The organism is Mycobacterium sp. NGS11 (assembly GCF_059813315.1).
Window position 1 is genome coordinate 133,281 of the sequence record NZ_JCALEJ010000002.1, and the last position, 26,116, is coordinate 159,396.

20 protein-coding genes and 1 pseudogene are annotated in these 26,116 nt (G+C 65.8%); 12 read left to right on the forward strand and 9 right to left on the reverse strand.

Annotation, left to right across the window (positions count from 1 at the left end; all coding sequences use genetic code 11):
- Positions 1-195: 195 nt before the first annotated feature.
- From AC5Y4T_RS03455 to stf0, 3 genes and pseudogenes are all read right to left on the reverse strand, one after another.
- A pseudogene (locus tag AC5Y4T_RS03455) lies at positions 196-1,298 on the reverse strand (YeiH family protein).
- 20 nt (positions 1,299-1,318) lie between these two features.
- Entirely contained in the window at positions 1,319-1,477 is a 159-nt protein-coding gene (locus AC5Y4T_RS03460) for a hypothetical protein (protein ID WP_499950512.1), read from the reverse strand.
- 116 nt (positions 1,478-1,593) lie between these two features.
- A complete protein-coding gene (gene stf0 / locus AC5Y4T_RS03465; RefSeq protein WP_499952064.1) occupies positions 1,594-2,397 on the reverse strand; it encodes a trehalose 2-sulfotransferase in 804 nt (267 codons plus the stop codon).
- A gap of 613 nt (positions 2,398-3,010) precedes the next feature.
- Between stf0 and AC5Y4T_RS03470 the strand changes: the two genes are divergently transcribed.
- From AC5Y4T_RS03470 to AC5Y4T_RS03520, 11 genes are read left to right on the forward strand one after another with little or no spacing between them, the layout of a single operon-like run.
- Entirely contained in the window at positions 3,011-3,778 is a 768-nt protein-coding gene (locus AC5Y4T_RS03470) for an MlaE family ABC transporter permease (protein ID WP_499952067.1), read from the forward strand.
- Positions 3,775-4,623, forward strand: coding sequence for an ABC transporter permease (locus tag AC5Y4T_RS03475; RefSeq protein WP_499952070.1), 849 nt, complete (start codon positions 3,775-3,777; stop codon positions 4,621-4,623). Before AC5Y4T_RS03470 ends, AC5Y4T_RS03475 begins: the two co-directional genes overlap by 4 nt.
- Positions 4,624-4,627: 4 nt before the next feature.
- Complete coding sequence (locus AC5Y4T_RS03480) at positions 4,628-5,896, forward strand: MCE family protein (RefSeq protein WP_499952074.1); 1,269 nt, start codon at positions 4,628-4,630, stop codon at positions 5,894-5,896.
- Complete coding sequence (locus AC5Y4T_RS03485; protein ID WP_499915549.1) at positions 5,893-6,921, forward strand: MCE family protein; 1,029 nt, start codon at positions 5,893-5,895, stop codon at positions 6,919-6,921. The genes AC5Y4T_RS03480 and AC5Y4T_RS03485 overlap by 4 nt, the downstream gene beginning before the upstream one ends.
- Positions 6,918-8,099, forward strand: coding sequence for an MCE family protein (locus AC5Y4T_RS03490; RefSeq protein ID WP_499915550.1), 1,182 nt, complete (start codon positions 6,918-6,920; stop codon positions 8,097-8,099). Before AC5Y4T_RS03485 ends, AC5Y4T_RS03490 begins: the two co-directional genes overlap by 4 nt.
- Complete coding sequence (locus tag AC5Y4T_RS03495; protein WP_499915551.1) at positions 8,096-9,457, forward strand: MCE family protein; 1,362 nt, start codon at positions 8,096-8,098, stop codon at positions 9,455-9,457. Before AC5Y4T_RS03490 ends, AC5Y4T_RS03495 begins: the two co-directional genes overlap by 4 nt.
- Positions 9,454-10,575, forward strand: coding sequence for an MCE family protein (locus tag AC5Y4T_RS03500; RefSeq protein ID WP_499915553.1), 1,122 nt, complete (start codon positions 9,454-9,456; stop codon positions 10,573-10,575). The genes AC5Y4T_RS03495 and AC5Y4T_RS03500 overlap by 4 nt, the downstream gene beginning before the upstream one ends.
- On the forward strand, positions 10,576-12,045 hold the full coding sequence (locus AC5Y4T_RS03505; protein WP_499915554.1) for an MCE family protein: 1,470 nt from the start codon (positions 10,576-10,578) through the stop codon (positions 12,043-12,045).
- A 16-nt stretch (positions 12,046-12,061) separates the two neighbouring features.
- Positions 12,062-12,724: an Rv1363c family protein gene (locus AC5Y4T_RS03510; RefSeq protein ID WP_499915556.1), complete on the forward strand. Its 663-nt coding sequence runs from the start codon at positions 12,062-12,064 to the stop codon at positions 12,722-12,724.
- On the forward strand, positions 12,721-13,344 hold the full coding sequence (locus tag AC5Y4T_RS03515) for an Rv1363c family protein (RefSeq protein ID WP_499915558.1): 624 nt from the start codon (positions 12,721-12,723) through the stop codon (positions 13,342-13,344). The genes AC5Y4T_RS03510 and AC5Y4T_RS03515 overlap by 4 nt, the downstream gene beginning before the upstream one ends.
- A gap of 14 nt (positions 13,345-13,358) precedes the next feature.
- Positions 13,359-13,856, forward strand: a complete 498-nt coding sequence (locus AC5Y4T_RS03520) for a CAP domain-containing protein (RefSeq protein WP_499915559.1) — start codon at positions 13,359-13,361, stop codon at positions 13,854-13,856.
- An 11-nt stretch (positions 13,857-13,867) separates the two neighbouring features.
- Here the strand turns inward: AC5Y4T_RS03520 and AC5Y4T_RS03525 are convergent, their stop codons facing one another.
- From AC5Y4T_RS03525 to AC5Y4T_RS03540, 4 genes are all read right to left on the reverse strand, one after another.
- On the reverse strand, positions 13,868-14,449 hold the full coding sequence (locus AC5Y4T_RS03525; RefSeq protein WP_499915561.1) for a rhodanese-like domain-containing protein: 582 nt from the start codon (positions 14,447-14,449) through the stop codon (positions 13,868-13,870).
- A 50-nt stretch (positions 14,450-14,499) separates the two neighbouring features.
- Complete coding sequence (locus AC5Y4T_RS03530) at positions 14,500-15,852, reverse strand: MBL fold metallo-hydrolase (protein ID WP_499952327.1); 1,353 nt, start codon at positions 15,850-15,852, stop codon at positions 14,500-14,502.
- Positions 15,853-16,122: 270 nt separating this feature from the next.
- Positions 16,123-16,404 (reverse strand): hypothetical protein, encoded by a 282-nt coding sequence (locus AC5Y4T_RS03535; RefSeq protein WP_499915562.1) that lies wholly within the window; start codon positions 16,402-16,404, stop codon positions 16,123-16,125.
- 122 nt (positions 16,405-16,526) lie between these two features.
- The gene (locus AC5Y4T_RS03540) at positions 16,527-20,768 is read right to left on the reverse strand and encodes a bifunctional nitrate reductase/sulfite reductase flavoprotein subunit alpha (protein ID WP_499915563.1); all 4,242 of its coding nucleotides are present in this window, start codon (positions 20,766-20,768) and stop codon (positions 16,527-16,529) included.
- Between the two features lie 329 nt (positions 20,769-21,097).
- Here AC5Y4T_RS03540 and AC5Y4T_RS03545 point away from each other — a divergent pair, with 329 nt between their 5' ends.
- On the forward strand, positions 21,098-21,565 hold the full coding sequence (locus AC5Y4T_RS03545) for an LppP/LprE family lipoprotein (RefSeq protein WP_499952328.1): 468 nt from the start codon (positions 21,098-21,100) through the stop codon (positions 21,563-21,565).
- A gap of 52 nt (positions 21,566-21,617) precedes the next feature.
- Here AC5Y4T_RS03545 and AC5Y4T_RS03550 read toward each other — a convergent pair whose 3' ends face one another.
- A complete protein-coding gene (locus AC5Y4T_RS03550; RefSeq protein WP_499952077.1) occupies positions 21,618-23,570 on the reverse strand; it encodes an acyl-CoA dehydrogenase family protein in 1,953 nt (650 codons plus the stop codon).
- 51 nt (positions 23,571-23,621) lie between these two features.
- Positions 23,622-26,078 (reverse strand): ATP-binding cassette domain-containing protein, encoded by a 2,457-nt coding sequence (locus AC5Y4T_RS03555; protein ID WP_499952080.1) that lies wholly within the window; start codon positions 26,076-26,078, stop codon positions 23,622-23,624.
- Between the last annotated feature and the right edge of the window lie 38 nt (positions 26,079-26,116).

Genomic DNA, 26,116 nt, shown 5'->3' on the forward strand with positions numbered 1-26,116 from the left:
CCCGGCTATAGACCTCTGGCCAGGACTTATTCCGTCTTCATGCGGCGCGGGCCCCGGCGGCGGTGGGCGGGAGGTCACCTGGTCGCGACGCCGTCCAGGGGCCGTCGCGTCGACAGCGGCACGCCCCCGTTGCGCAGCCGTTTACCGAACGCGCGGCCAGCCGGCGGAGAGCGCGACGCGGTTGCGCGCCGACCCTTAGGCGGCTGCGCCCCAGCCGAATACGCGCGACGTCAGCAACACGATGCCGAGCGAGACGGTGGCGACGACGGTGAGCCCGATGACCGCGACCACGAGCGGACGCCAACCGGTGCGCGCGATCTGACGGATATCGGTGTTGAGCCCCACGCCGGCAAAGGTCAGCAGAAACGCCCATTTCGACACGTTCGCGAGGTTGGCGGTTTGGCCCTTGGTCAGCCAGCCCGCGGTGGCGATCGCCGACACCACCAGGAAACCGAGCACGAATTTCGGGAACTTGTTCCAGATGAACGCGGCCTTGGCCGTGGCGCCCCGCGCGATTTCGTCGGCTTGCCCCCGAGCCGCCCAAAACAGCGCGAAGCCCAGCACCACGAACCCGATCAGCGCGTTGCGGGTCGACTTCACCAGCACCGCGATCTTGCCGGCATGGTCGGAGTAAAGGTATCCGGTGGCGGTGGTTTCGGCGGTGTTGTCCACGGAAAGCCCTGCCCACAAACCGAATTCGTGGTCGCTCAGACCGATCGCATGTCCTAGGGGCGGCAACACGAACAGTGACACCGCTCCCAGTGCCAGGATCGCGGCGATCGCGTAGCTGACGTCGGAGTTGCGGGCCCGGATCGCGCCCTTGGCCGCCACGATTGCCGACACCCCGCAGATGGACGTGCCGATGGCCAACAGCGAGCCCAGCTTGCCCGATAACCCGAACGCGCGGGCCACCACGATGATGATCGTTCCGGCGATGGTCATGTCCACCAGGATCTGCACCAGGCTGATTCCGCCGAGTTTGGCGATGTCGCCCAGCACGAATCGCGAGCCGAGCGCCACGATCCCGGCCTTGAGCCAGAATTCGTAGGTCAGCACACCGGGACGAAAGATCCGGTGCAGGCCAATGGTGTTGGTGATGAGCAGCCCAATCACGATCGCCCACAACACGTATTCGATGTCGGGCACGGTCCAGTGCTCGTGCTTGGCCAGGGCGTTCCACCAGATTTGGGTGTACTTGCCCAACACCCCGACGCCGATCAGGAGCAGGACGCCGGGTACATAGTCGAGCGGAGGGTGCTGGTGAACGTGGCTTCGGCCGGCGTCTCGTCGGGCCGCACTTGGACGGTGCTCACGGCGGTCACCAGGGAATCTTCGGGAGCACGTCGGCTACGGCCAACGCGACGATCACGCCCGCCACCGCGGTCGCCCACCAGTCCACCGACACCGAATGGAGCCGGGCGGCCCAGTCCGGGCCCGGCCGGGCGTCGGGGTCGTCGATTGGCACGCCTTCACCCACGATGATCTCTCCTCAGCGCCGATGGCGGCGTCCGTCGGCCGCACCCGTTGACTGTGGTATCCGCCGCCGCTGAATCCAAGTGATTGGCTCGGGCTGAATTTAGCTATGCCGCTCGATCAGGTTGGCAGGCCGTGCTTCTCGGCGTCGGCACGGTAGCGGTCCACCCATTCGTCGGAGCGTTGGTCGGCCTGGCGCTCCAAGACCGGATCGGGCGCCAGCTGTGGGTCCAGCCCCAGAGCCTCGAGAATGGATCCCACCACCTGGGTCAGGTTGCGCCACAACACCGGATACGAAATGTCCATGGGCTTGATGTCTTCTTCGGCGAACCAGTTTCGCCAGCCCTCTTCTTGCGCGCGCAGCATGCTGACCACGTGGGCGATCGCCCCGGCGTGATAGGTGGCGCGCGCGTCGCGCACCGGGTCGGGCCTGCCTCGCCAGACCCGCGTCTGCACGGCTCGCCAGAACGACACCGCCTGTGAGATCACATCGGGCCGGTAGACGTGGATCAGCAGCGGCTGCTCGCCCACCACATCGGTGATCGCCGCCAACAGGCCCTCGCCGCTTCGATCCGGCAGGTTCTTGGCACGGTCCAGCAGCAGCGGCGTCTGATTCCACATCAGCTTGCCACCCCACACCCCGTTGGGTGTGCGTCCGACCGTACGAATGTAGGCACGCCAGATCTCGGGGGGTGCCAGGTCCGGCGTCCCGACGTCCAGCGGATCGAGCAGGCTCAGGATCGACTCGTCCTCGACGCCCGCGAACCACTCCCGCGGCTGCGGGGACTGGCTGGTGGAGGGGAGGTATTGGAAAAACTCCTGTGGCTCGCCGGCCACGCCGGTGGCGCGCAGCGACTCGACCAGCAGCGTGCTGCCGCTGCGCTGCGACGCCAACACCAGATATGACGACGGCCTACTTGTCACCGGCAGAGTGTATCCAGAACCGTCAATTCTTATCCGGGGTAGCGCGATTACCGTCAGGCTGAAGCAAACCCTTGTATCGAAGCGGGCTTGCGGCGAACTGTGGCGTTCGGCGACGACAGCCGAATGGGACGGTGGCCGTGGGTGCTCATCTGGTTTCGCAGCGGACGGAAAGCCGCTCAGGCGCTGCATGCCGTGCCTCCTGCAAAAGCGCTGCGCCACTGATTGTTTCGGCTGGTTACCCGGAATTCCGGCCCCGCCGTCTGCGTGCCCCACCGATCGTGCGGAGGCCCGACCGCCGGCCGCCGCTGTCCGGCCGCCGCATCGGACCGGGTGCGAACAATCACGCAGGCTGACGGCCTGCCGATCTCCGTGGGTGATAGCGATATCGGCCGAGGCTCAGGGGGCGGTGCCCACATTTCCTCGTGTTGATTGCAAACCTGACGCCGGGTGCCGGTTTGCCCGTACATTCCCTCATCAAGGCGCTCGAACACAAGCGGCGCAGGTGAACAGCGGCGTTTTGCGTTTAGGGCCGGCGAATTACGAACGTATGAACGCGGTTACGAAAATGGGGGTCGGGTTGAGCCAAGGACCGCCATTGGGTTGGGTAAGCGGCGTGAACGCGGCGACCCTCGCGAGGCCCATGAACGCGCTGGGCCAATTCTTTCTGCTCAGCGCCGAGGCATTGGTGGCGGCTGTGCGCGGGCCCTGGGCGTGGCGTGAAGTCCTCGAGCAGATTTGGTTCGTCGCCCGGGTTTCCATCTTTCCGACCATCATGTTGTCGATTCCGTACACGGTGCTCATCGTGTTCGTCCTCAACATCCTGCTCGTCGAAATCGGCGCGGGTGATCTCTCGGGTGCCGGTGCGGGGCTGGCCTCGGTGACCCAGGTCGGACCGGTCGTCACGGCGATGGTCGTCTCGGGCGCCGGGTCGACGGCCATGTGCGCGGATCTGGGTGCGCGCACCATCCGTGAGGAAATCGACGCGATGAAGGTGATCGGCGTCAATCCGGTTCAGGCGCTGGTGGTTCCGCGCATCATCGCCGCGACGTTCGTCGCGGTCCTGCTGTACTCGGTGGTGGCGGTGACCGGGTTGACCGGCAGCTACATCTTCGTGGTCTTCGTCCAGCACGTCACGCCCGGTGCGTTCATCGCCGGAATGACGTTGGTCACCGGGCTGCCGCAGGTGGTGATCTCGCTGATCAAGGCGACCCTGTTCGGACTGTCGGCCGGACTGATCGCCTGCTACAAGGGCTTGTCGGTGGGCGGTGGCCCGACCGGCGTCGGCAACGCGGTGAATGAGACCGTGGTGTTCTCGTTCATGGCGCTGTTCTTCATCAACATCTTGACCACCGCGCTCGGGGTGAAGGTGACGGCCAAATGACCGATGCCGCGCGCGAACCGTCGTGGTTCGTCACCCTTGGCCCCCGGCTGACGGATTCCACCCGCAAGCTGGGCGAGCAGACCCTGTTCTACGGGCAATCGCTGACCGCCACCGTCGATGCGATACGGCGTTACCCGGGAGAACTGCTGCGGCTGATCGCCGAGATGGGCATGGGCACAGGCGCATTGGCCGTCATCGGGGGCACGGTCGGCATCATCGGCTTCCTCACGCTGACCACTGGCGCCCTCGTCGCGGTGCAGGGTTACGACACGCTGTCCAACATCGGCGTCGAAGCGCTGACCGGGTTTCTCTCGGCGTTTTTGAACGTCCGGATGATCGCGCCCTGCACCGCCGGTTTGGCGCTGGCCGCCACGATCGGCGCGGGAGCGACGGCGCAACTTGGCGCGATGCGCATCAACGAGGAGATCGACGCGCTGGAAGTCATGGGGATCCGCGCGGTCACCTACCTGGCGTCCACCCGGATCATCGCCGGCATCCTGGTCGTCATTCCGCTCTACGCCGTCGCGGTTCTGATGTCGTTCGTCGCGGCGAAGTTCCTCACCATCTACGTCTACGGGCAGTCGCGGGGCGTGTACGAGCATTACTTCGCAACCTTTTTGCGCCCCACCGACCTGTTCTGGTCGTTCTTGGCGGCGCTGACCATGGCGGCCGGCGTGATGGTGGTGCACACCTATTACGGCTTTACCGCGACAGGTGGCCCGGCGGGCGTCGGCGAAGCGGTTGGGCGGTCGGTGCGGTCGTCGATGATCGTCACGGCGTTCGTGTGCCTGATGATCTCGCTGTCCGTCTACGGGCAGTCCGGCAACTTCAATCTGTCGGGATGACCGGATGAGCAATCACACGGCCGGCGGGTCAGCGCAGCGAAACCGGACCCGCAGCAACAAGCTCGACCCGATCTGGTGGGCTCCCACGCTGTTCATCCTGATCGGCGGCCTGATCGCGCTGACCGCTGCCTCGTTCTCGGGCAAACTTCAAACTTTCGTTCCGCTCACGCTGGTGTCGGACCGTGCCGGGCTGGTGATGGAGGACGGAGCCAAAGTTAAGCTGCGCGGTGTCCAGGTCGGCCAGGTCGCGTCGATCGGCACCGACGTGAAAACGGCTCGGCTGCAGCTGAAGATACAACCGGACGCCTTCAGGTATCTGCCGAGCAACCTCGAGGCCGAGATCAAGTCGACCACCGCGTTCGGCTCCAAATACGTCGATCTGATCGTTCCCGACCATCCCAGCGCCACGTCGCTGAAGCCCGGCGCGCTGCTGCGCTCACGCAATGTCACCGTGGAAGTCAACACGGTGTTCGAGAATCTGCAGTCGGTGGTCCAGGCCCTCGACCCGGCCAAGCTGAACTCGATTTTGTCGGCATTCGCGCAATCGGTGCGCGGCAAGGGCGATCGAATCGGACAGGCGATCACCGATGCGAATAACGTACTTCTCGCAGTCAATCCGCGCATGGACACCATCGGCAAGGACTGGCGGTTGTTCGGCAAAACCACCGCCATCTATTCCGATGCGGCACAGAACATCTTGTCCATCCTGGATTCCGCGACGACGACCAGCACGACCATCACGGACGACCAGCGCTCGCTGGACTCGTTGTTGCTGTCGGCGATCGGCTTCAGCCAGACCGGGATCAACGTGATCGGCCGCAACGAATCGAACATCGTGCGGTCCATGAACCTGCTCGACCCGACCATGGCCCTGTTGGCGAAATACTCGCCGACCTACACGTGCCTTTTCCAGGGTGCGCAATGGTACGTCGACCACGGTGGCCGAGACGCGCTGGGCGGCAATGGCTATTCCGTGATCCTGGATTCTGCCCTGCTTTTCGGCGACGACCCATACCGCTTTCCGAAGCACTTGCCGAAGGTCAACGCGACCGGTGGCCCGGGCGGCAGGCCCAGCTGCGGTTCGCTACCCGATCCCAGCGCGAACTTTCCGGTGCGCGCGCTGGTCACCGATACCGGCTGGGGGGCGGCCCCGAACGAGATCCGCACCAACGTGGCCGCGGGTAATCCGTGGTGGGCCAACTGGTTCCCGACCACCAAGAACCCGCCGGAAGCGCCGCGCTACTTCTGGCGCGGGGGACAGCCGCCGCCATGAGAAGAAAGCTCTCCAGCATCATCCTGCGGGTCGGGATCTTCACCGCGGTCTGCCTGCTGTTCACCTTCGCGCTGATCGCGGTGTTCGGTCAGTTGCGCTTCGAGGACCGCACGGACTACCGCGCGAACTTCACCAACATCTCCGGCCTGAAGTCCGGCAACTTCGTGCGCATCGCCGGGGTGGAAGTCGGCAAGGTCGGCAATCTCGATCTGCATCGGGACGGCACCGTCACCGTCGATTTCGCTGTGGACAAGGGCGTGCGCCTCAGCGAGGGCACCAAGGCCGTCGTGCGCTATGAGAATCTGATCGGTGATCGCTACCTCGCTCTCGAGGAGACCCCGGGCTCGCCGCGCCGGCTGCCGCCCGGGGCGACCATTCCGCTGGCACGGACATCGCCCGCGCTCGACCTCGACGCACTGATAGGTGGTTTCCGCCCGTTGTTCCGCGCGCTGGACCCCGATCAGGTCAACGCCCTGTCCGGCCAACTGCTGCAGATCTTCCAGGGGCAGGGCGGAACCCTGGCATCGGTGCTGTCGCAAACCTCCATCTTGACCTCGACCCTGGCCGGGCGCAGCGAGCTGATCGGCCAGCTGATCACCAACCTGAACACCGTCCTGCACACCTTCGCCACGCGCGACCACGAGTTCTCCGATGGCGTGGACAAGCTGGCCCAGCTGGTAGACGGTCTGGCGCAGCGAAGGAACGACATCTCCACCGGCCTCGCCTACATCAATGCGGCGGCGGGCTCGATCACCGATCTGCTCGCCCAGTCCCGCCAGCCGATCAAAGACGTTGTGCACGAGACGGATCGGGTGTCAGGTCAGGTTCTCTCCGACAAAGAGTACGTCGACAAACTCCTCAAGGATCTCCCGGACATCTACCAAGTGCTCGCCCGGCAGGGCCTGAACGGCGACTACTTCGGCTTCTATTTCTGCGAGGTATTGCTCAAGCTGAACGGTAAGGGCGGCAACCCGATCTTCGTCAAACTGTTGGGTCAGCCCAGTGGGCGGTGCACGCCGCAATGAACAGACGACCCAAGGTGAAATCGGCAGGCCGGCAAAGCCCATTCGTGCTGGGTGTGATGGGAACCGTCATCCTGGCCTGCGTGACCGTCGTCGCCTTCCAGTACAACAAACTGCCGTTCATCAAGAACACCGACGACTACGCGGCATACTTCTCCGAGGCCGGTGGCATCAAACCTGGTAATACCGTTCGGGTTTCGGGCATGGGCGTCGGCCGGGTCTCCGACCTTCGCCTGGAGGGCACCAAGGTCCGGATCGGCTTCACCGTGCGCAAGGGTGTCGAGTTGGGCGACCGCACCGAGGCGGCGATCAAAACCGAAACGATCCTGGGTGCCAAGATGCTCGAGCTGACTCCGCGTGGCAACGGGCAACTGTCGGGCACCATCCCACTGGAACGCACCACCTCGCCGTATGAACTGCCCGACGCGCTGGGCGATTTGACGACCACCATCAGCGGCCTGGATACCGCCCAACTGTCCTCGGCCCTCACGACGTTGGCCAACACGCTCAGAGAGACCCCGTCCAACGTCCGGCCCGCGTTGGAGGGTGTCGCCCGGTTCTCCGACACCCTCAACGGTCGCGACGCGCAGCTGCGCAGCCTCCTGGGCAATGCCAACAAGGTGTCGACGGTGCTGGGCAAGCGCAGCCAGCAGATCGCCGGCCTGGTCGCGAACTCCAACGCTTTGTTGGCCGCGCTACTCGACGAGCGAGATTCGCTGGACGCCCTGATGAACAACCTCACGGCGGTTTCGCACCAGATCTCCGGTCTGGTCAACGACAACCGGACCCAGCTCAAGCCCGCCCTCGACAAACTCAACGGTGTGCTGGAGATCCTCGACAACCGCAAGGAAGACATTCAGAAGACGCTGCCCAAGTTCAAGCGCTATGCGATGTCCTTCGGCGAATGCCTGGGATCTGGACCGTTTTTCAAGGCCTACGTGGCCAACCTGGTCCCCGGCCAGATCGGTGGCCCGATACTCGATGCGGACATGTACGACCGGTTCTTGGACCCCAACCAGAAGCTGCCGTCGGAGGCGGTCGACCCGCCCACCGGCACCCCGCCCGTGCCGCCGGAGAACGCTCCGGTGCCGCTGTGGTCCCAGCCGCCGTCACCCCCGCCGTCCACCCCGCCCGTCCGCACCATTCCGCCGCCCTCGCCGCACGATTTCGATTCGCCATGAACATCAGTCGAGGAGCCCTGCGCACAGCAACCGCCGCCAGCCTGATCCTGACGCTGGCCGTGGCGTCGTTCCTGGTCGGCAACAAGCTGTGGAAGGACGTCGAAAAGAATACGTATTCTGCCTATTTCGCGGAGGCCAATGGCTTGTTCGTCGGCGACGAGATCCGCATCCTCGGGGTCGCCGTCGGCGTGGTCGACAAGATCGAGCCCCAGCCGGCCAGCTCCAAGGTGACGTTCTCGGTCGACAAGCAGTATTCGATTCCGGCAGGTGCCCGCGCCGCCATCCTGTCGCCGTCGCTGGTGACCTCGCGGGCAATTCAGCTGGTCCCGGCGTACTCCGGCGGCCCCAAGTTGAGCGCCGGCTCCTCGATCCCACTGAGCCGCACCGCGGTTCCGGTGGAATGGGATGACTTCCGCAAGCAGCTGGAGAAGCTGACCGATGCGCTGCAGCCCAGCACGCCGGGCGGCGTCAACTCCGTCGGCGAGTTCATCGACTCGACGGCCGACAATGTGCGCGGCCAGGGAGACACCGCTCGCGACACCGTGATCAAGCTGTCCGAGGCGATCTCGGCGCTCGGTGACCACGCCGACGACATTTTCAGCACCGTCCGCAACCTGCAGCTCCTGGTGTCCGCACTGTATTCCAGCAGCGATCTGCTGGCCTCGTTCAACCAGAACCTGGCGAGCGTGACGACGCTGCTGTCGAACACTCCCAACGAAGTCGGCAACGCGCTGAAGTCGCTGGACACCGCGCTCACGGATGTGCGTGACTTCCTGGCCGAGAACCGTGAAGCGGCGGGTGTCACGTTCGACCGGTTGGGTTCCATCACAACGGCACTCAACGACAGCCGTGGCGATATCAAACAGATCCTGCACATCGCGCCGACGGTGTTCCAGAATTTCCTGAACATCTACCAGCCTGCGCAGAGCGCGATGACCGGCATCTTGGCGCTGAACAACTTCGCCGATATCCCGCAGTTCATCTGCAGCTCGATCGAGGCGGCGTCGCGGGCCCGCCTGGCCCGGGTGTCGAAACTGTGCCTGCAGTACCTCAACCCGATCATCAAAAACCGCATCTACAACTACATCCCGGCGGGAATCAACCCGTTCGTCGGAACGCAGGCCCGGCCCAGCGAGATCACCTACAGCGAGGACTGGCTGCGGCCTGGATACACGCCCCCGGCCGGCGCGCCCGCGCCGCCCGATGGTTCCCCGCCGCCGCCCCCGGAGCAGCCGGCGCTCGCCGACCAGCCGTCACCCGCCGACCAGACGCCGCCCGCCGAGGCGCCGCCCGCGAACACGACGTCCAACTCGATCCAGGTGCTGCAGAACCTGATGCTTCCGACGGGGCCATCATGAGGCGCGCGCTAGCCATTGCCCTCGGCCTGGTATGCGTTGCGGCCCTGTCGGGGTGCGGCTGGCGCGGCCTGAATTCGTTCAGGCTGCCCGGCACCGCGGGCGGGGGTCCGGGCTCGTACACGATTCAGGCACAGATGCCTGATGTGGTCACCATCCAGGAGAACACCCGGGTCCGGGTCGACGACGTCAACGTCGGCAATGTCACCAAGATCGAGCTACAAGATTGGCATGCGTTGGTAACCATGCGGATCAATGGCGATGTGCACCTGCCGGCCAATTCGACCGCCAAGCTCGGACAGACCAGCCTGCTCGGTTCGATGCACATCGAGCTGGCGCCGCCCAAGGACGAGCGGCCGGTCGGCCAACTCAGAGCGGGGTCGGTCATCCCGCTGTCGCGCGCGAGTCTGTATCCCACCACCGAGCAGACGTTGGCGTCGGTGTCAATCCTGCTCAACGGAGGGGGGATCGGCCAGCTGCAGGAGATCACGCAGGCGGTGGCCAAGGCGTTCGCCGGCCGTGAGAACGACATGCGCAGCCTGCTGAATCAAATCGACGAGTTCATCGCCCGCACCAACGACCAGACCGACGACATCATCGCCGCCGCCGAGAACCTCAACGCTCTGGCAGGCCAGGCCGCCGCCAACGACGGCGTCGTCGACAAAGCGTTGACGTCCGTGCCCAAAGCGCTGGACGTGTTGGCCAGGGAGCGCGCGAAGATCGCCGACACGATCGATCAGGTCGGCAAGTTCAGCGCGATCGCCGCCGACACCATTCACCAGAGCAGGGAATCGCTGGTGAACAATCTGCGCAACATCGCACCCGTGCTGCGGTCGCTCGCCGACGCCGGGCCCTCCCTCACCAAAGGATTGGACGGGCTGGCGACCTACCCGTGGCCGGCATCCACCGTGCGGAACTGGTTCCGCGGCGACTACGCCAACCTCACGCTGGTCGTCGATTTGACGTTGAGCCGCATCGATCAAGGGCTGTTCACCGGGTCGCGATGGGAAGGCAACCTCACCCAGCTCGAACTCCAGTGGGGCCGCACCATCGGCATGCAGCCGAGCCCGGTCACCGGGGGCAACCCACTGACCTATCCGTACCATTTCGGGGGATACTGAATGCTGCGGTTGAATCGGCGGACGTGGATCCAGTTGTCGATACTGACGCTGGTAACCATTGTGTCCTGTGGCGCAATGGCATTCAACTTCATGAAGCTGCCCGCCACGTTGTTCGGAATCGGGGAGTACAAGGTCACGGTTGACCTGCCGCAATCGGGTGGCCTCTACGAGACGTCGGTGGTCACCTACCGCGGCACCGACGTGGGACAGGTGAAGTCGGTCGGCGTCACCGCGACCGGGGTGCGCGCCGTGCTGGCTTTGAGGTCGGGGGTCAAAGTGCCCTCCGAGGTGCAGGCGTCGGTGCACAGCCGGTCGGCGATCGGCGAGCAGTACATCGAGCTCACGCCGCAGCCGGGCAAGGACGGCCAACCTTCCCGGGCACTGCGTGACGGCGACGTCATCACCGCCGGGCATGTCGACGTTCCCGTCGACATCGGGCGCCTGCTCGACATGACCAACCGTGCGCTGCAAGCAATTCCGCGGGACAACCTGCGCACGGTGATCGACGAGACCAACCGCGCGGTCGGCGGCCTCGGACCGGAACTGTCCCGCATCGTCGATGGGTCGACCGCGCTGGCCGTCGCGGGCGGCCGGACCATCGACCCGCTTGCCGCCCTGATCGACCAGTCGCCGCCGGTACTCAACTCTCAGGTGCGGACCTCGGATGCGATCGCCGCGTGGGCCGGTCACACCGCGGCGGTCATGGCGCAGTTCAAGGCGCAGGATGCCGCGGTACGAGATCTGTTGACGCAAGGCACTTCCGGCATCGAGGAAGGTCGCGCGATGCTGGATCGCGTGGCGCCGGCACTGCCGGTGCTGTTCGCCAATCTGGTGAGCCTCGGCGACATCGCCGTCGTCTACCGCCACGACATCGAACAGCTCCTGGTGTTGCTGCCGCAGGGCATCGCGGCCATGGCGGCGATCATCGTGCCGAGCTCGAACACCAAGCAGGAGTACCGGGGCGCCCAGCTGGACTTCAACCTCAACCTCAACCTGCCGCCGCCATGCACGACGGGATACCTGCCGCCGGCGCAGCGGCGCTCACCGGCCAGCGTCGATGCGCCGGACCGGCCGGCCGCGGACCTGTTTTGCCGGGTACCGCAGGACTCGGAGTTCAATGTCCGTGGCGTGCGCAACATTCCATGTGAGAGCAAGCCGTGGAAGCGGGCGCCCACCGTCGAACTGTGCGAAAGCGATGAGGAGTACGTGCCGCTCAACGACGGCTACAACTGGAAAGGCGACCCCAATGCCACCACCAGCGGTCAGGGCGTCCCGCTATACCCGCCGGGCCAGGATCCGCGGCTACCACCGCCGCGGGGCACCGCGCCACCGCCCGCGCCCGTAGCGGTGGCGACCTACGACCCCGCCACCGGTGAATACATCGGCCCGGACGGGCGTCACTACACCGAGTCGGACCTGGCGCACCCCCGCGCCAAGAGCTGGCAATCACTTCTCGTCCCGCAACCCTAGAGTTTGAAGGAGCACCATGGCGGACAAACCCCCGGCGGATGAAAACGTCGACGAATCAACGGAACTCGAGGCCGCCGAGGACCTCGACGCGGCCGAAACCGAAGGGGCTGAAAAGCTTTACACCGCAGACGGTGACGGTCTCCAGGGGCCAGCCGCGGGCCGGCTCGCGCGGTGGCGCGAGTCTATCCGAGGGCAGCGGCTTTCGCGCACCGGATCGGCCCTGGTGGCCGGCAGCCTCATTGTGGCGACCCTGGCCGGCCTGAGTGGGTGGCTCGGCTACCGCGCCTTTCAGAAGCACGAGACCCAGGCGCGGCAGAACTTGTACGTCGCCACCGCCCGTCAGGGCGCGGTGAACCTCACCACGATCAACTACACCCAGGTCGACGCCGACGTGCAGCGAATCCTCGACCTGGCCACCGGTGCGTTCCGGGACGACTTCGAGCAGCGGGCCAAGCCGTTCGAAGAGGTCGTCAAGGCGGCGCAATCGAAATCAGAAGGGACGGTTACCGATGCCGGACTGGAATCCCAACGCGGCGACTCCGCCCAGGTCCTGGTGGCGGTCGCGGTGAAGTCGCGCACCGCCGGGGGCGAGGAGGCGCCGCGGGAATGGCGCATGCGAATCGAGGTCCGATCGGTCGGCGATGACGCCAAAGTCTCCAACGTGGTGTTCGTGCCATGACGACATTGAAGGACGACGTGAACGTCGACACAGCAGCCGAGGAACCCGACTCGGCAACCGAAGTGGCGCAACAGGAATCGGATGCCGCCGAGTCGTCCGCCGAGGTGCGGCCCGAGCCCAAGAGCGCAAAACGCCACATCGCGTGGTCACGGGTCTTCGCCTACGGGATCTTGCCGGCGCTCGCATTGGCGTTGACGGTTGGCGCGGGGTACCTCAAGTGGTCGGCGGGGGCAGCCGGCCATCTCGCACAAGCCCGGACCGAATCGGTGCAGGCAGCCCGCGACGACACGGTCGCGTTGCTGACCTATCACGCCGACACGGTGGACAAGGATCTCGCCGCGGCGCGCGAACGGCTGACCGGCGAGTTCAAGGACGCCTACGGCGAGCTTACCCGCCAGGTCGTGGTGCCCGGTGCAAAAGAGAAACACATCTCTTCGGTGGCCAAAGCCAATGCGGCAGCCAGTGTTTCGGCGACCGAGAACCACGCCGTGGCCCTGGTTTATGTCGACCAGACGGTGACCATCGGTGCGGGCGCTCCCACCGACACCCAGCCCGTCGTGCGGGTGACCCTGGACAAGGTCGACGGCCGGTGGCTGGTGTCGCGTTTCGAGCCCACGTAATCCGGGGGTCGGCCATGGAACTATCGGTGCGCCGTTGCGCGGCCGCCGGCGTTATCCTCCTGGGTACGGCCGTTGTTGCGGTTCCGGTCGCGCGGGCCGACAACAAGCGGCTCAACAGCGCGGTCGTCTCCGCCGTCTACACCCTGCAGCACCAGGCGGGCTGCACGAATGACGTCATCAGGAACAATGCCCTCACCCTGGCCGCCGAATGGCACGCCGAAGACATGATGAACAATCGAAACATCAACGGCGACATCGGTTCCGACGGCTCCACGCCGCAGGACCGCGCCAACGCCGCCGGCTTTCGCGGCAGGGCCGCCGAAACGGTGGCCATCAACCCGGCGATCGCCATCAACAGCCTGGAACTGGTCAACCAGTGGTACTACAATCCCGACGACATGGCGATCATCCGCGACTGCGCCAACACCACCATCGGGGTGTGGTCGGACAACAGCATTGACCGCACCGTCGTGGTGGCGGTGTACGGGCAGCCGGACGCGCCCAAGCGTTGAGCGGCGACCGCCTAGTGACTGCCCAGTCGAGACAGAACCGTCTCGGCATCCAGCGTTGCTCCGCGGTTGTACGGCAATTTGGAGAGCATCGTCGCCATCGCGCAGGTGTTGGATAGCGCGGCGTAGGTCAAGCCCCCGCCGATGCCGGCGGCCAGCCATTTGAGTCGCGGGACGACGATGCTTCCGAGGACGGACGAAAGCACGACCGATCCCGCGACGAGGCGTACCTGGCGCTCGAGGTCCCATCGCTGGGCGCCACGATCGACCGAAAAGCCTTGGCTCTCCCAGTCCAGGATTCCGTTCTGCAGCACGCGGCCGCCGTTCAATCCCGCGGTCCGCAAGAGGTTTTGGGCCTTGGTGGAGCGTTGTCCGGAACGGCATACCAGGACGGCTTCCCGATCGCCACCCAATAGCCGAGCGACCTCACGGGAGTGTGCGTCCAGTACGTCAAGGGGCACGTTATAGGACCCGGGTATGTGTGACGTCTCGAACTCCGCGGGTGTCCGAACGTCGACGATGCGCAGAGCGGTAGAAGATTCGAGCCGCTCGTGCAGCTCGGCCGACGTGATGGCGTCAGCGGTCGGTGCGCTCATGGCGTTTCCTCTCGTCGTGGGCGCCGCTGCACCCGTGATGGCAGGCCCTTTCAATCACTGACCTGGGTGATGTCCAGTTTTTCGGCGTTGTCGTAGTCGTCGTCGATGAGCACGACGCGGCGTCGATGCCGGTCGAGCAGAGCCGCCGCGATCGACGCCCGGTATCCGCTGGCACAGTGGATCCACAGCTCGCGGTTTTCGGGGAGTTCGTCGAGGCGCTCCGGCAGCTCGTGCAGCGCGATGTTGACCGCATCGCGCACGTGGCTGTCGTCGAATTCGTGTGGCTGGCGAACATCGACCACCGTGACCGCGCGTGTGTCGAGGGCGTCGACGAGGTCCTCGAAGGATGCGACCCGGTAACTGGCCAGCGTCGCGCCGCCGGCCAGCGCGCGTATGTCGCCGGTGGCGCTGCCGGTGAGGCGATCGACGCCGATGCGGGCGAGCTCGCGCTGAGCGTCGGCGACTTGCCCGGCGTCTTCACCGATCAACGTCAGCGGTGCGCCCCAGCTGTACAGCCACCCGAGGTAGTTCACGAAAGACCCCGACAGCTCGAATCCGTAGCTGCCGGGCAGGTGCCCCGCTGCGAACGCCGTTCGGTTGCGAAGGTCGACCACCCATTCGCCGGCATCGATCCGGTGCCGAAGCTCTTGCGCGTCCACCGGTTTGGGCGGGGAGAGGTCCGCAGCTTCGGGGCCGGCCCTGTTGATGACGCCCATGTGCGCGTAGTAGGCGGGATACGCAGCAAGACCGGCCAGCAGCTCGCCGACGTATTCCTGTTCGTCCTTGGTCAGCGCCGGATTACTCAGGCGTTGTTCGCCGATGGTGGAGGCGTCACCGTCGGGCGGCGTCGCCGAACAGAAACTACCGAATCCGTGGGTGGGGTAGATTGCGGTCTCCGAAGGCAGCTCAGCAGCGAGGCGTCGCACCGAATGGTATTGCCGCCGAGCCAATTCCTCGGTGTGGTCGTCGCCGACCAGGTCCGTTCTGCCGGTGCTACCAAACAGCAGCGACCCGCCCGTGAAGACGCCGACGGTGTCCCCGGAATCCCCGCGCAGCACATAGCTGACGTGATGGTGGGTGTGTCCCGGGGTGAACAACGCTTGCAGATGAATTCCGCCGGTGTCTATCCGGTCGCCATCCTCAACTGCGCGGCGGTCAAAGTGGACGTCTTCGCCTGCGGGAACGACGTATTGGGCGCCGGTAGCTTTGGCCAGTGCCAGGCCGCCGGTCACATAGTCGCTGTGGATGTGGGTTTCCAGCACATGGGTGATGCGCAGGTCTTTAGTCAGCGCGAGCACCCGATCGATGTCTCGTTGCGGATCCACCGCGACGGCAACCTCTCCGTCGCTGATGAGATAGCTGCGGTCGCCCAAGCCCGACGTTTCGATGATCGCCACGTTCACCATGGTTTCGAAACCTTTGATGGGTACGCGGCGGCGTGGCGGCGGCTTCGACTCGTGGCAATCGGCATGTTTTCTAGTACCCGGAACGCGGATTGCTCGCCGTCTGTCGAGCCGGCGACGACCCCGGCAGGAGGACAGGTGGATCGGGTCAGCGCAGCTCGGCGCACCCGAAAGCTATGGCGGCGAAGCAGTAAGGGATTTCAACCTCGGTGATTTTTTGCGTCGGCCGCGTCGCGCGGCAATGTCGACGCCTTGAGGTGAGAAGCGTCGTTATCCGCTGGCGAGCGATTCGTCCTCGGCGGTCTCGCAGACGCATACGTGGGCATCCTGTCGCCACGGCCCGAATTGCGTACCGCGCTTGCGCAGCAGGTGCTGCTTGTAGACCTTGTCGCGCTGACCCTGGGAGAACGCGAAATCCAGGTTGACGGGCAGGCCCGCCCAGTCGCAGTGGTCACCGACGGGTTCCCCGGCGATGCCGGCGTACCGCAGTCGGCATTGCAGCGGGCAGCCGTTCGTGAAGACCCGATCGGGTCCATCAGACTCCCGAGCCACGATGACGTCACTCCTTCAGGCGCGCGACCTTGTGACTGAATCGTGCGACGCGGAGGTTTCGGCGGCGGGTGTGCGATGTTTCCGCTGTGTTACGGCTTCGCCTGCGGTGGGGCGGGTCGGTGCTAGTAGACGTCGCGGTGGTAGCGCTTGTCGGCGCTCAACGATTGGACGTAATCCTTCGCCGCGGCCGGGTCGAGCTTGCCGAATTCGGCCGCGATCTCGCAGAGCGCCCGGTCGACGTCCTTGGCCATGGGATCCGCGGTGCCGCAGACGTACAGTTGGGCGCCGTCCTGCAACCAGCTCCACAGCTGCGCTCCGCGCTTGCGCATCAGGTGCTGCACGTAGACCTTGTGCTGCTGGTCCCGCGAGAACGCCAGGTCCAGCTCGGTGAGGAACCCGTCGTCACGCATCTGCTCGAGTTCGTCGCGGTAGTAGAAGTCGGTGGCGGCGTGCTGCTCACCGAAGAACAGCCAGTTGGGTCCGGTGTGGCCGAGCGCGCGTCGTTCCTGCAGAAAACCGCGGAATGGCGCGATGCCGGTCCCGGGGCCGATCATGATCATCGGCGTGTCCGAGTCGCTCGGAGGCCGGAAGTTGCTCGACTGCTGCAGATACACAGCCACTCGGTCGCCGGGTGAGCGATCGGCCAGGTAGGTCGAGCACACCCCGCGGCGTGGCACGCCCTGGAAGTTGAAGCGCACCGGGGAGACCGTCAGGTGAACTTCTCCAGGGCACGCTTTGGGGCTTGACGAGATCGAGTACAGCCGCGGCTGTAGGCGTTTGAGGACGCGCAGCCATTCGTGGGCCGACGCCGAAACCGGCAGCTTCGACAGCAGGTCGATGGACTGGCGACCCCATGTCCAATCCGCCAGTGCCCGTTTGTTTTCCGGCTTGAGCATCTCCGCGAGTGTGGAGTCACCGGTGCGCTCCTGCACGAAGCGCACCAGGTCCCGGCTGATGTGGGCGATCTCGATGCGCTCGGTGAGCGCGGAACGCAACGACATCAGACCATGCTCGCCGACCTCGACCGGGGTCTGCCCGTTCAGCCCGGTGACCGACAGCCATTCGTCGACCAACTCGTCGCTGTTGCGCGGCCACACGCCGAGCGCGTCACCGGCCTCGTAGGTCACGGAATCTTCCGGCATGTCGAAAACCAAGTGCCGCACGTCTTTTGTCGATTGCGGCTGACTCAGCACGACGTTGCGCATCATGCCGGTGATCAGCGGATGCTTTTTGGTATAGGTGCCGGCTGCGGGAGCACCCGGTCGTGATGGCGCCGCCACCGCCGAAGCGCGGGCCGGCGCCGTCGCAGCCCCCTCTCCGCCCACCGACGTGGGCGTCTTGGTCAGGGCGTCGATGACGTCGCCCAGCCACTTCCACGCGGCGTCGTCGTAGTCGGGTTCGCAGTCCACCCGATCGGCGATGCGGGCCGCGCCCAATTCGGCGAGGCGCGCGTCCAGTTTGCGTCCGTGACCACAGAAATCGTCGTAGTTGGAGTCGCCCAGCGCGAGTACGGCATAGCGGGTCCCGGTGAGTCGCGGTGCGTTGTCCGACGTCAGCGTCCGCCAGAGGCCGGCGCCGTTGTCGGGCGCTTCGCCGTCGCCGGTGGTGCTGGTGACGAGCAACAACTCCCGCGTCGTCGCCAACTCGCCGGCCGGGAAGTCGTCCATGCTGTGCAACGCGACCGGAAGTTCGGCGGCGCCCAACCGCGCGGCGATCTCGGCGGCGAGTTCCTCTGCATTCCCGGTCTGTGACGCCCACAGCACCACGACGGGAGCTCGCTCGGCCGCGCGTTTGGCAGGGGCCGGCGCGTCGGGCGGTCGCTGGGTGCCCGGCGGTGAAGTCGCTTGGCCACCGTCTGCGACCGCCATCGGCTCGGGCCCATCGATGCGCGAGAACAGCCCCGCCAGCAGGCCGTCCACCCAAAGCCGGGTGCTGGAATCGAAGGGCGCGGTCAGCGGCAGGGTCGGAACCCCGCCGGCGCTACGACCCGCGGTCGAGCGAAGCCCGGACAGCATACCGGCAAGGTATGAGCGGCCGAGCTCGTTGAATTTCGGCTTGGGTTGTGTTGCCACACCAAGTAATTCGCCGAGGGCGTCGACTCGTGACACGCTGATTTCTCGTACCTCCGGGGGCGCGGGTTCTGGTGTGTCGCTGGGGGTCGGGGTCTCGATGTCCGAAACGGGTTGTGACACTGCGACCTTCGTCAGCGTGACGGCGCACGCCTTGAATTCCGGTTGGCTCGAGATCGGATCGACCGCATCGTTGGTGACGGCGTTGATCGACAGGTATTCGCCGAAGGCGTCGTTCCAGTGGAAGGGCGCGAAGCAGTTGCCGGGCCGCACCCGGTCGCTGATGACGGCGGGCAGCACCGCACGGCCTCGCCGGGAGGCGATTTCGACCGGCTCGTCGTCGGCGATCTGTAGGCGGGCGGCGTCGTCGGGGTGGATCTCGACGAACGGTCCGGGGTTGAGCTTGTTGAGTTTGGCCACCTTGCCGGTCTTGGTCATGGTGTGCCATTGGTGCGGCAGGCGACCGGTGTTCAGCACGAAGGGGTAGTCGTCGTCGGGCATCTCGTCCGGCAGCAGGTGCGGGCGGGCGAAGAACACCGCACGGCCCGTCGCCGTGGGGAAGGCCAGCCGTGGCACGCTGCCATCCTCGCGGACCAGCCGCGTCTGGCTGACGCCGTCGTTGAGATAGCGGATCGGATTGCGGTCGCCCTCATCTTCGGAGGCGCACGGCCACTGCAGCGGGCCCTCACGCAGCCGCTCGTGGCTGACGCCGCGCAGGTCGTAACCGGTCTTCGGGTTGGAGAACCGCTTGATCTCGTCGAAGATTTCCGCGGCGGAGTCGTAGCTGAACGCGTCCGAAAAGCCCATCTCGCAGGCGATCCGGGCGATGATCTGCCAGTCGGGCAAGGCTTGCCCGGGCGGCTGCACCGCCGGCTGGAACAGCGTCATGTTGCGTTCGCAATTGACCATGACCCCTTCGGACTCCGTCCACAGGGCCGCCGGTAACAACACGTCGGCGTAGGCGTTCGTTTCGGTGTCGAAGAACGCGTCCTGGGCCATCACCAATTCGACGCGTTCCAGGCCCGCCAGTACGGTCTTTCGATTGGCAACCGAGGCAACGGGATTGGTGCAGACTATCCAGCACGCCTTGATCTGCCCGTCGGCCATCCGGGAGAACATGTCGATGGTGCCGCTGCCGACCTCGGTGCGCAGCGTGCCGCGGGGGATGCCCCACAGCTTTTCGACGAACTCGCGGTCGTCGTCGGATGCCACCGAACGCTGCCCGGGCAGCCCCGGCCCCATGTAACCCATCTCGCGACCGCCCATCGCGTTGGGCTGGCCGGTGAGCGAGAAGGGTCCGCTCCCTGGCTTGCAGATCGCGCCGGTGGCCAGGTGCAGGTTGCAGATGGCGTTGGTGTTCCAGGTGCCGTGGGTGCTCTGGTTGAGGCCCATCGTCCAGCAGCTCATGAAGTTCTCGGCTTCGCCGATCATCTGAGCCGCCTTGCGGATGTCCTCCTCGGGTATCCCGGTCACCGCGCTCACCGTCTCGGGGGAGTACTGCTCGAGGAAAGTGGGCATCGCCTCCCAGCCCTCGGTGAAGTCGGCGATGAAGTCTGCGTCTATGTGCCCGTTCTCGACGATCAGGTGCAGCAACCCGTTGAGCAGCGCCAAATCGGATCCCGGCGCGATCTGCAGGAACAGATCGGCCTTGTCGGCGGTCGCGGTGCGGCGCGGGTCGACGACAATCAGCTTTGCGCCGGCCTTGACCCGGTCCATCATGCGCAGGAACAGGATGGGATGGCAGTCGGCCATGTTGGCGCCGATGACGAAAAAGACATCGGCACGCTCGAAGTCCTGGTACGACCCGGGCGGTCCGTCCGCTCCCAATGAGAGCTTGTAACCGGAACCCGCGCTGGCCATGCACAGCCGCGAGTTCGACTCGATCTGGTTGGTACCGATGAACCCTTTGGTCAGCTTGTTCGCCAAGTACTGCGCCTCGATGGACATCTGGCCGGACACGTACATCGCGAAAGCGTCCGCGCCGTGTTCATCGATGATCGCGCGTAACCGTTTCGCGCACTGGGTGATTGCCTGGTCCATGCCGACGGGCTCGAAAGGTTCGCCGCGGTCGGCCCGCGCATGCGCCGAATCCATCCGGCCGGGCGCGCGCAGCATGTCCGAGGTGGTGGCGCCCTTGGTGCACAAGCGGCCGAAGTTGGCGGGATGTTCTTTGTTCCCAACCGACTTGGCGACGTGATCGCGGCCGGTTTCCGGCTCCGTTGTGATCTGCAACACCATGCCACAGCCGACGCCGCAGTAAGCGCACACGGTGTTCACGGCGTTGTCAGGCGCCATGGACTCCCTAGCCACGCTTACGTCCCTCCGTCAGGTGCGTACGGGTTAGCTCCGTATCGGGTGAGTTCATTGTGGAGCAGGCATGTTTCGGCATCGCGCCCCGAAATTTCCCCCGGTTTACTTCTTCCTCTCAACGGCCAACGCGCCGGTGTGAAATCGCCGGAGGAATTTACGGCTAAGAGCCGTATCAGCGCAGGTCATCGTCGACCGCCTGTCCCGCTCGAGGTTAGTGCGCACGTCCCTCGAAACGCTTCTCAGAACAGGGTTTTTGACCAAACCGATGGGACATTCACAGTCTTCGCTAAGCTCACCGCGTGCGTCAGCTGATTGTGATCTTCCTGGTTTTGCTGGCCTCCGGCTGCGGCTGGAAGCCGGCCGCGCCGCCGCAGGCCCGGCCCGACACGTGCAAGGACTCCGACGGACCTACGGCCGACACGGTGCGCCGGGCCATCACCGCGGTTCCCATTGCCGTCCCTGGCACCATCTGGGTCGAGATGGGCAGGGGACACACGCGAAACTGCCGGCTGTACTGGGTGCAGATCATCCCGACGATCGCCAGCGAATCAACTCCGCAACAGCTGATCTTCTTCGACCACAACACGCCGCTGGGCACTCCGACCTCGAATCCAAAGCCGTATACCACCGTCCTGCCGCCCTCGGACGACACCGTCACCGTTCAATACCAGTGGCAGAAGGCAAATGACCAGCTGTGCTGTCCCACCGGCATCGGGACGGTCAAGTTCCGGATCGGCCCGGATGGCAAGTTGCAAACCCTCGGCAACGTGCCGAACCAATAACGTCTACGAGCCCTGGGCGGGCACGGCCTTGAGGAGATCGCCGAGTGGCCCGTCAGTTGGTGATGGCCTCGGCCAAATTCTCCGGGTGCAGCATCTCGACGTAACGTAGCCGCTCCGGGACCCCGAACCCGTCGACAAGCGTCTCGGCGTGCGGGCGCAGCGCGCGGCACCGGTCGTTGATTCCCCGGGTGACGGCTTTGGCGCGCTCGGTGGACAGGTAGCGGTGCTCGATGTACCAGGCCTTGTCGTCCTCGATGACTGATAGTGCGTACAGGTCGCACAAGATGCCGAGCAGTTCGCGGGCCTGCTCGTCGGGGCACGCCTCGATCCCGGCGACGAACGCTTCCAGGATGACGCGATCGATGTGCGCGCTGGCCGCGTGCAACACGTGATCCTGCACCGAGTTGAACGCGTCGAATGCCGGCATCTCTTTGGATTTGGCCTGTAGCCGCCGGGCCACCGACGCCAGCAGGTACTCCTCGCGGTCCTCGAACATCTTGATCTGGGTGCCGCGGTTGAAGAGGCTGCCCTCTTCCTCGCTGTCTTGGCGGGAATCCACGATGGTCTGGATGATCGCTTCTGCCGCAGTACGTTTCACGACGCGTTCACCAACGGTGTTGGCTGCGAAGCGAACCCATTCGACCGGGCTCATGCTCTTGATGTCGTCGGCGTAGGCCGTGAGCAATTCCTTGGCCACCAGTTGGGTCAGCACGTGGTTGTCGCCCTCGAACGTGGTGAACACGTCGGTGTCACCCCGAAGCCCGATCAGCCTGTTCTCGGCCATGTAGCCCGCGCCACCACATGCCTCGCGGGACTCCTGGATCGCGCGACTGGCATGCCACGTGTTGGCCGCCTTCAGACCGGCGGCACGCGCTTCGAGTTCGCGCTGCTCGTCGGCGTCGGGCGCGTCAGCGCTCTGCACGTCATGACACTTGCCGACCAATTCGTTCTGCGCGAACTGCAACGCGTAGGACTTCGCGATCAACGGGAACAGCCGCCGCTGGTGCACCAAGTAGTCCATGATCAGCACTTCGGACTCGTCATCGGGTGAGCTGAACTGCCTGCGCTGCAACGCATACCGGGTGGCGATATCCAGCGCCACGCGTCCGGCGGCGCCGGCGCTGCCGCCCACCGTGATCCGGCCGCGGACCAGGGTGCCAAGCATGGTGAAGAACCGACGGTTCGGGTTGTCGATCGGCGATCTGTACGTGCCGTCTTCGGCGACGTCGCCGTATTTGTTCAGCAGGTTGACGCGCGGGACGCGGACCTGATCGAACACGATGCGGCCATTGTCGACCCCGGGCAGCCCGCCCTTGTATTCGCAGTCCGACGTGGTGACCCCGGGCAGGTCGTTGCCGTCCTCGTCCCGGATCGGGACCAGGACGCAGTGCACACCGTGATTGACCGGCTTGCCATCCTCGGTTGTGATCAGCTGCGCGAAAACCGCTGCCATGGTTGCAGTTTCGGCGGCGCCGCCGATGTAGTCCTTGCGGGCCGACGGGGTGGGGGAGTCGATGACGAACTCTTGGGTCTCAGGGTCATAGGTCGCGGTGGTCTCGAGCGACTGCACGTCACTGCCGTGTCCGGTCTCCGTCATCGCGAAACAACCGCGCAACTCCAGGCTGATGATCTTGGGCACGTACATCTCGTGGTGGCGCTCCGTGCCCAGGTTCTCCACGGCCCCGCCGAACAGCCCCCACTGCACGCCGGCCTTCACCATCAGCGACAGGTCGGACATCGCCAGCATCTCGATCATCGTGATCGCCGCACCGACGTCGCCGGTGCCGCCGTGTTCTTTTTTGAAACTGTCGGCGGCCGCGCCGAAGGCCGCCATGATTCGCATCTGCTCCGCCACCTTGGTGCGGGCGATCACCGTGTTCGGTGTGTAGTGCGGGCGGAACAGGTCCTCGGTGAGCGTGTCCCGCATCCGGTTTCTGACGTCGCGCCAACGCCCGTCCAAGGCATTGCGCAGATAGTCGGCAGTGGTAGTCGTTTCAGGCGCCATGATCCGACACTAATGGGCGGTTCGCGTCGCGGCGAACAACGGCGCCCGAACTCAGCGCCGCGGTTGAGGGGCTTCCCGGGGTCCGGGCGACGGGTTGCGGTTCTCGCCGAGCGGCGACCGCAGTCGGTAGAGCGTGAACCCGGCCGCGATGACGCCGAACAGGACAAGCATCCCCATGTCGAACACCCACCAGCCGCTGTAGTGGGTCCACGTCACGGCGTCGGCGGCCAGCGAGTCGACCCTGCGCAGATTCGCGGTGGAAGCCGTGGCCGCGAAACCCCATTGGGCCGGGACGAACCAGCTGATCTGCTGCAGGCCCCAGACACTCACCAGTTGCACCAGGCTCCCGTTGAACAGCGCAGATGCCAGGATCACCGGCACCACCAGGGGCAGAACCTCCCGCAGCGACTTCCCCAGCGACGACAGCGCGAGCCCGACGACGGCGGACACGATCGCGGTGACGGCCACGCTCACGTACAGCTCGACCGTGGCGTTGTGCAACAAGGCGGCGCTTGGCGCCGGCTCACCCTTGACCGCGATGACGATCGCCACCACGACGGCCGTCCAGAGGGCCGCGGCCAGGGCGTACACGATGATCTTGGCGGTCAGGTATGCGGGTGCGGTCAGTCCGACCTCTTGCTCGCGCCGAAAGATGCGGTGTTCACAGACCAGCGCCCTGATGGTCAGCGCCGTGCCGATGATGACCGCGGCGACGTTGAGGGCGGCCAGGATTTCGATGGCCTCGTGCGTGTTGGCGCTGCCCGGGTCGGGTCGCGTCAGGCCGGATTGGCCCGGAATCAGCAGCGCCAACCCCGCCAACACGAACGGCAGGATCGCCAGGAACGCGAAGTAGCTGCGATCGCCGAGAAGCACGCGGACCTCGCGCCGGGCCACCAGCCGGATCTGCCGGTTCCTGGACAGCCCGGGCGGCGGCGGAGCGGGTGCCGCGACTTCCGGTGGGGTGGTCGGTGCCGCCGTCTGCTGCCTCGCACGGAAGGCGCGGTGGGCTGCGTCGGAATTGACGCCGACCTGCGAAACCACTCTCGTCCAGTCGGTGGTGCCCATCGCGGACTCGATCTGCAACGGCGTTCCCAGATAGGCCGCCTTGCCCGCCGCGGTCAGCACCAACACCTGGTCGCACGCGTTGACATCGGCGAGGGACGCGCGATTCGAGATCGCGACCACGATGGCGCATCCGATGTCGGCCTGGTGCCGCAGGATCGCCATGAGCTGACGTTGTTGGGCCGGATCCAGTCCGGCGGTCGGTTCGTCGACCACGAGCAGGCTAGGCCGGGTGACGAGCTCGACCGCCAGCGCGGCGCACCGACGCAGCTCGGGTGTGAGTTTTCGGATTCTGGTGTCGCGGTGCGACGCCAGCTCGAGTTCGTCGAGAACCTGGCTGACCACGCGGTCGCGTTGCTCGGGCAAGGTGTCGGGGGGCAGCCGAAGTTCGGCCGCATATTCCACGGTCTGCGCGACCGTGAGCTGCCTGTGCAGACGATCATCGCGCGGGACCACCCCGATGCGAGTCCGCATGGACTTCGGCTCTGTGTGGACGTCGTGTTCGTCCACGGTGACGCGCCCGGAGCTGGGTGCTCTGGTGCCGGCCAGCAGCGCGAGCAGCGCGGAATTCCGCGCGGCCGACGGCCCGATGACCGCGGTCATGGAACCGGGACGCGCCCTGAATGAGATGCCCGACAGGGTCTCGTGCCCGTCGATCGTCAACCCCAGCTGATAGGCCGTCATCCCGGTGGTTCGTGACGCGGTCTGCAGCGGCAGGCGATAGGTGGAGTCGGGTTCCGCGGTGCGTAACGACGGCCGCTGTGCGCGGAGCTTGCTGGTCACCATCCGCTCGATCAGGCTTGGGCCCTTGTGCGGGTCCTGTTCCGCGGCGGGCGGACCCATGGGCGCAATCGGTGGCGGGGCCGCGGGCGCCGCGGGCGGGGGGACCGCACCGGGCGGCGGTGGCGGCGGGCTGGGCTGGAAAGGCTGCTGGGCGGCCGGCGGCGGCGCGGCGACGGGCATGCGCTGGGTGGCGCTCTGGGTGGGTATCCGCGGGTCGGGCGCGTTCGGAGCACCCGGCGGGCTTGGTGGAAACGGAGGCGCCTGCGGTGTGTGCCGCGGGGGATACGCCGGGCCGCCGGGCGGGGGAGGTCCGGGTGGTGTGGCCGCGGGCGCGGTTTGAAAGACCAGCCGCGGACCGTGCTGGGGATCCCCGATGGCGATCCCCAATCCGTCCCGGATCTCGAGGCTGGCCAGGCGGGATCCGCCGGCGAAGATGCCGCGGCGACTCAGATCGATAGCCACCCACTGGGTTCCGGTGAACCGCAGGATCACGTCGACTCGGGGCGCTGGCGGCGACTGCGGGGGATCGTCGAGCCGCTCCAGCGGAATGTCGCAACCCGGGCCGTAGCCCACGATCACGTCACGACCCGGGCTGAAGACATACCTCGTCGGCCCGGCCCACACGGTCAGCGAGGCCGGATGTGCCGAAGCCTCGGTCGGCATGGCCGCCACCTTTCATCACCGGTCAGCTGGATTGGTCT

Coding starts and splice junctions, on each gene's coding strand:
- AC5Y4T_RS03495 (WP_499915551.1), top strand. CDS start 8,096: ATGAACATCAGTCGAGGAGCCCTGCGCACAGCAACCGCCGCCAGCCTG.
- AC5Y4T_RS03540 (WP_499915563.1), bottom strand. CDS start 20,768: ATGGCGCCTGACAACGCCGTGAACACCGTGTGCGCTTACTGCGGCGTC.
- AC5Y4T_RS03480 (WP_499952074.1), top strand. CDS start 4,628: ATGAGCAATCACACGGCCGGCGGGTCAGCGCAGCGAAACCGGACCCGC.
- AC5Y4T_RS03520 (WP_499915559.1), top strand. CDS start 13,359: ATGGAACTATCGGTGCGCCGTTGCGCGGCCGCCGGCGTTATCCTCCTG.
- AC5Y4T_RS03475 (WP_499952070.1), top strand. CDS start 3,775: ATGACCGATGCCGCGCGCGAACCGTCGTGGTTCGTCACCCTTGGCCCC.
- AC5Y4T_RS03510 (WP_499915556.1), top strand. CDS start 12,062: ATGGCGGACAAACCCCCGGCGGATGAAAACGTCGACGAATCAACGGAA.
- AC5Y4T_RS03485 (WP_499915549.1), top strand. CDS start 5,893: ATGAGAAGAAAGCTCTCCAGCATCATCCTGCGGGTCGGGATCTTCACC.
- AC5Y4T_RS03505 (WP_499915554.1), top strand. CDS start 10,576: ATGCTGCGGTTGAATCGGCGGACGTGGATCCAGTTGTCGATACTGACG.
- AC5Y4T_RS03490 (WP_499915550.1), top strand. CDS start 6,918: ATGAACAGACGACCCAAGGTGAAATCGGCAGGCCGGCAAAGCCCATTC.
- AC5Y4T_RS03555 (WP_499952080.1), bottom strand. CDS start 26,078: ATGCCGACCGAGGCTTCGGCACATCCGGCCTCGCTGACCGTGTGGGCC.
- AC5Y4T_RS03515 (WP_499915558.1), top strand. CDS start 12,721: ATGACGACATTGAAGGACGACGTGAACGTCGACACAGCAGCCGAGGAA.
- AC5Y4T_RS03525 (WP_499915561.1), bottom strand. CDS start 14,449: ATGAGCGCACCGACCGCTGACGCCATCACGTCGGCCGAGCTGCACGAG.
- AC5Y4T_RS03550 (WP_499952077.1), bottom strand. CDS start 23,570: ATGGCGCCTGAAACGACTACCACTGCCGACTATCTGCGCAATGCCTTG.
- AC5Y4T_RS03500 (WP_499915553.1), top strand. CDS start 9,454: ATGAGGCGCGCGCTAGCCATTGCCCTCGGCCTGGTATGCGTTGCGGCC.